The organism is Hominilimicola sp., assembly GCF_046972485.1.
In the GTDB taxonomy this organism is placed as follows: domain Bacteria; phylum Bacillota; class Clostridia; order UBA1381; family UBA1381; genus Hominilimicola; species Hominilimicola fabiformis.
Genome location: NZ_JBKVWU010000155.1, coordinates 1 through 4,532 on the forward strand (window position 1 = coordinate 1; position 4,532 = coordinate 4,532).

Below are 4,532 nucleotides of genomic sequence, written 5' to 3' on the forward strand. Positions count from 1 at the left end.
ATCTTCGATATACGGCTTGCCTGTGCACTTTTTGCGAAAATAAACTCTAACGTACAAACGTACGCCGACGAGTTCATTTTCGCAAAATCCGAACTTATTTCTCGACCTCTGCCAGCGTGTAGACACTTTTGTCTACACGCTGAAGCCACGAGTAAACTCGTGGCTTTTATATTACTTAATTTTTAAATTATCTGCCTGGTTTAAAGAAGTCGGGAACATCTATACTACCCATTCCCGGCTTTAACTTTCTCTTGAAAATTGCATTATCATCATAATCAGAAACTGATGAAGAATAAGACGGAGTCTTTCTGTCGCTTGATGTTGAAGAACCTGCAAACTTAGGTGTAATATTCTTTACATCATTAGCTTTATCCTTACCGCGTCTTAATGAACCGTCAAGACCTGTTGCAATAAGAGTAACCTTAATTTCATCTTTAAGATTATCGTCCATAGCAGTACCGACAATAATATTTGCCTCTTCACTTACAAGGTCACGAACAATGCTTGATACTTCGCCCATATCAACAAGTGAGAATTCACTTCCGCCTGTGATATTAAGAAGTACGTTTTCAGCACCCTCAATGCTTGTTTCAAGAAGCGGACTTTCAATAGCCGCACGAACTGCGTCCTGAGCGGCATTTTCACCCTTGCCGACACCGATACCCATATGTGCGACACCGCTGTCTTTCATAATTGTTCTTACATCGGCAAAGTCACAGTTCATAATACCTCTTTGAGTAATTACTTCAATGATACCTTGAACACCTTGACGAAGAACATCATCTGCAAGTTTGAATGAATCTTTAATTGTAACCTTTTTGTCTGCAATCTTCAATAGAAGATCGTTTGGTATAGTAACAATAGCGTCAACCTTTTCTGCAAGGTTCTTAATACCTTCTTCAGCGTTTCTCATTCTTTGAGGTCCTTCAAAGAAGAAAGGCTTTGTTACTACCGCAACTGTAAGTACACCAAGAGATTTCGCAGCCTCTGCGATAATAGGTGCGGCACCTGTACCTGTTCCGCCGCCCATACCTGCTGTTACGAATACCATTTCTGTATCTTTTACAAGATTCTTGATTTCATCTTTTGATTCTTCAGCCGCTTGTCTGCCGATTTCAGGCTTTGCACCTGCTCCCAAACCGCTTGTAAGCTTTCTGCCGATATTAAGTACAGTCGGTGCTTTTACATTTGCAAGCTGCTGTGCATCTGTATTGACGCAAATAAATTCTGCCTTTGTAACGCCGGCCTCGATCATACGGTCCACAGCATTGTTACCGCCGCCGCCGACACCTATAACCTTTATTCTTGCGCCGTCTATTGTAGTGTTTTCTTCCAAACCGATAGGCATATCACTCATCTAAATATCCTCCTTCGTAGTTTATCCCCAACAAATCCAACAGGGAAATCTCCGCATATATATTATTTTACTATGTTTTTTCAACTTATTCAATAGTTTTTTCCCACAAATTTTCAAAACGCCGAAAATTTTTACACAATATTATAGTCGTTTTGTTTTTAATTTTTGTGCAATTTTATTTTTACGGCGTATATATCGCCTTTCCGGACTCGCTTAAATCCATTGTTCCGCGGGCATTTTCAGTCAAACTGTTACTCATAACGGTTTCTCTGAACAGTCTTATTTTACGTTCAAGATCCAACTGCGTACCGCATTGTACGGTTATTCGGTTATCGTAATTCATTGTTATGTCAGTCACATCTGTAACATTTATTTCGATAACCTTATCAAGAATACCCGTTGCCTCAAGCGTTGACAGCGATATTTTTGTAATATCGAATTTTTCGTTTTCGTCGGTTTTTAAAATTTCACCCAATTTATAGTCCGTAACCGTCAATCCAGTTACTGTCGGTAATGTTTCACCGTTGTTGCCAGTATCGGTTAAAACTCTCAATTCAGAATTTACAAGCAATGTCTTACCGTCAATTATTATATACGCAGACGGTGTATATTCCGTCACCGTAACTTTTACTGACGGTGGAAATAACCTTTTCTGCACATCAACGGTATCTATATATGGTATTGTTTTTAACGTATTCCTTATTTTTCGTCTGCCGCTGCGGAAAAGATTTTGACCGACAAGCGGTTTTAGCTTTTCTTGGAACTGTTCGGCTGTTACGAGAACATTTCCCTCAACCGATACGGAACGAATGTTAAATATCGGTGTCATAAATAAGAGCACGCTTACAAGAATCACCGCCAAAACAAATCCCAACAATGCACGTCTACGCTGTATTTTAAGACGCTGTTGCTTTTGTTTTTTTTGGTAGCGAATTTTTCGTTCAAGCTGTGTAGGTTCACGCCGAACACTTCTTTCGGGAACATCTTTATGTTCTTTCAAGGTTCTTTTCTCTAACCTGCTCCAATCATATTCAGTTGTAGTTTTTGTAACCTTACGACCGCCTGTTTTGACGACTCGTATATTACGATTATTTTCATCCATACTATCACCCTGAATTATTCTCGTCTGATTTTCGCTCCGCATTCAAGCAGATACTTTTCTATATTTTCATAACCTCTGTCTATAAATTCTGTGCCGCCAATCGTCGTTGTACCGTTTGCGGCAAGTGCCGCAACAACAAGCGCCGCGCCTCCGCGCAGTTCTCTTGCAACAACATTTGCACCCTGCAAAACGTTTACGCCTCTTACAACGGCACTTCTGCCTTCTACTTTTATGTCAGCACCCATTCGTGTAAGTTCATCAACATGCTGAAATCTGTTTTCAAATATATTTTCTATAAATACACTTGTTCCTCTTGCCACAGTTGCAAGCGCCATAAACGGCGATTGTATATCCGTCGGAAAACCCGGATACGGCATTGTTCTTACTATATGTATACTTTCAAGTTTCTTGGGAGCTTTCTGAATAATTTTATCTTTTTCTATTCTAAGCTGTACTCCCATATCCAAAAGCACATGGAGCATTGCTCCCATATCGCGTGGATTGACATTTTTAAGACATATCTCTCCGCCCGTAATCGCAGATGCGGCCAGATATGTTGCGGCAACAATACGGTCGGGCATTATCGTATACTCCGCACCGTGAAGCTTGCTTACTCCCTCTATTTTTATTACACTGCCGCCCATACCGCGGACTTTTGCACCCATACAATTCAGGAAGTTACCCAAATCAACAATCTCCGGTTCACGCGCCGCATTTGTAATAGTTGTAAAACCCTCCGCACAAACTGCGGCAAGCATAGCATTTTCGGTTGCTCCGACGCTTGGAAAATCAAGATGTATGTTTCCGCCGACAATCTTATCAGTACTGCATTTTATATAGCCGTGTTCTTCCTGAATATCGACACCAAGTTCACGCAAAGCCTTTAAATGCAAATCAATCGGCCTTAAACCAATCGGACAACCGCCGGGCATACTTACAACCGCTTTTTTGCACCTTGAAATTATCGCTCCCAAAAATATGATTGAAGAACGCATCTCACGCATTAAATCTTCACATATTTTACAGTCACACATACCTCTTGTATCAACCGTTACGATATTGCCTGCCCTATGTACTCTGCAGCCCAATCTTTCAAGCACCAAATCTGTTTTATCTACATCACGAAGATATGGACAGTTTTTCAAAGTACATACTCCGTCAGCCATAACCGTGGCTGCAAGTATCGGCAGTACGGCATTTTTCGCACCTTGTACACCGATTTCACCGCTTATCTTATTTCCGCCGTCTATAACAAGTTTGCCCACTTTAAACACCTCGCATTATAATATAATTCTCATATGATTATAATACGAAATATCTATAATTCTGTTACAGTCTTATTATTATAGCACATTTCAAAAAATTTTTAAAGGGTTAATTTATAAAAATAATATACCTTTAATATCAATGTAACAATGCAAAATTTGTCGGTTAAAAATTTCATACTATATGATAGATAAATCAAATTTTTTTCTTTTTTTACAAAAAAGTTCTTGACAATACCCACACCTTTATGGTAATATATTATGCGTAGCTTAAACAGATATGCGTCCGTAGCTCAGTTGGATAGAGTGAACGGCTACGAACCGTTAGGTCGTGGGTTCGAATCCCTCCGGGCGTACCATAAGTTACAATATCCGAACCTCGGTTCGGATATTTTTTTGTTTTTCTATAAAAAACAATATTTTTTGCAAAAAAGTATTGACAAAATAATTTTAATGTGCTATCATATCATTTGTCGTCAGACATTAAAACTGAATATGCGTGATTAGCTCAGTTGGTAGAGCACCTGACTCTTAATCAGGGTGTCCAGGGTTCGAACCCCTGATCGCGTACCATTAGTCGCAGTTTTCGAACCTATCAAAATGTATTTGATAGGTCGGTTACTGTTCTGTATGAAACAAATATAATTTTAAAACAACGGATTTTGTCCGTTGTTTTTTTATTGCAAAATTTTTTTAATTTTTTTGAAAAAAGGCTTGACATTTACGCCCAATGGGCGTATAATAAAGACAAGAAATGAGGGAAACCTCAAAAAAGAAACAGAGATAATAATTTTTAGGAGGACAAGAA

At 39.2% G+C, this 4,532-nt stretch carries 3 protein-coding genes and 2 tRNA genes; 2 read left to right on the forward strand and 3 right to left on the reverse strand.

Features of this window, described 5'->3' with window-relative positions:
- Positions 1-187 precede the first annotated feature (187 nt).
- From ftsZ to murA, 3 genes are all read right to left on the reverse strand, one after another.
- Positions 188-1,357, reverse strand: a complete 1,170-nt coding sequence (ftsZ, locus tag ACLTU0_RS10950; protein ID WP_337871162.1) for a cell division protein FtsZ — start codon at positions 1,355-1,357, stop codon at positions 188-190.
- Between the two features lie 181 nt (positions 1,358-1,538).
- Positions 1,539-2,459, reverse strand: coding sequence for a cell division protein FtsQ/DivIB (locus ACLTU0_RS10955; RefSeq protein WP_337871164.1), 921 nt, complete (start codon positions 2,457-2,459; stop codon positions 1,539-1,541).
- A gap of 14 nt (positions 2,460-2,473) precedes the next feature.
- Positions 2,474-3,724 (reverse strand): UDP-N-acetylglucosamine 1-carboxyvinyltransferase, encoded by a 1,251-nt coding sequence (murA, locus tag ACLTU0_RS10960; protein WP_337598982.1) that lies wholly within the window; start codon positions 3,722-3,724, stop codon positions 2,474-2,476.
- A gap of 282 nt (positions 3,725-4,006) precedes the next feature.
- Here murA and ACLTU0_RS10965 point away from each other — a divergent pair.
- Positions 4,007-4,083, forward strand: a tRNA-Arg gene (locus tag ACLTU0_RS10965).
- Between the two features lie 138 nt (positions 4,084-4,221).
- Positions 4,222-4,297, forward strand: a tRNA-Lys gene (locus tag ACLTU0_RS10970).
- Positions 4,298-4,532 lie beyond the last annotated feature (235 nt).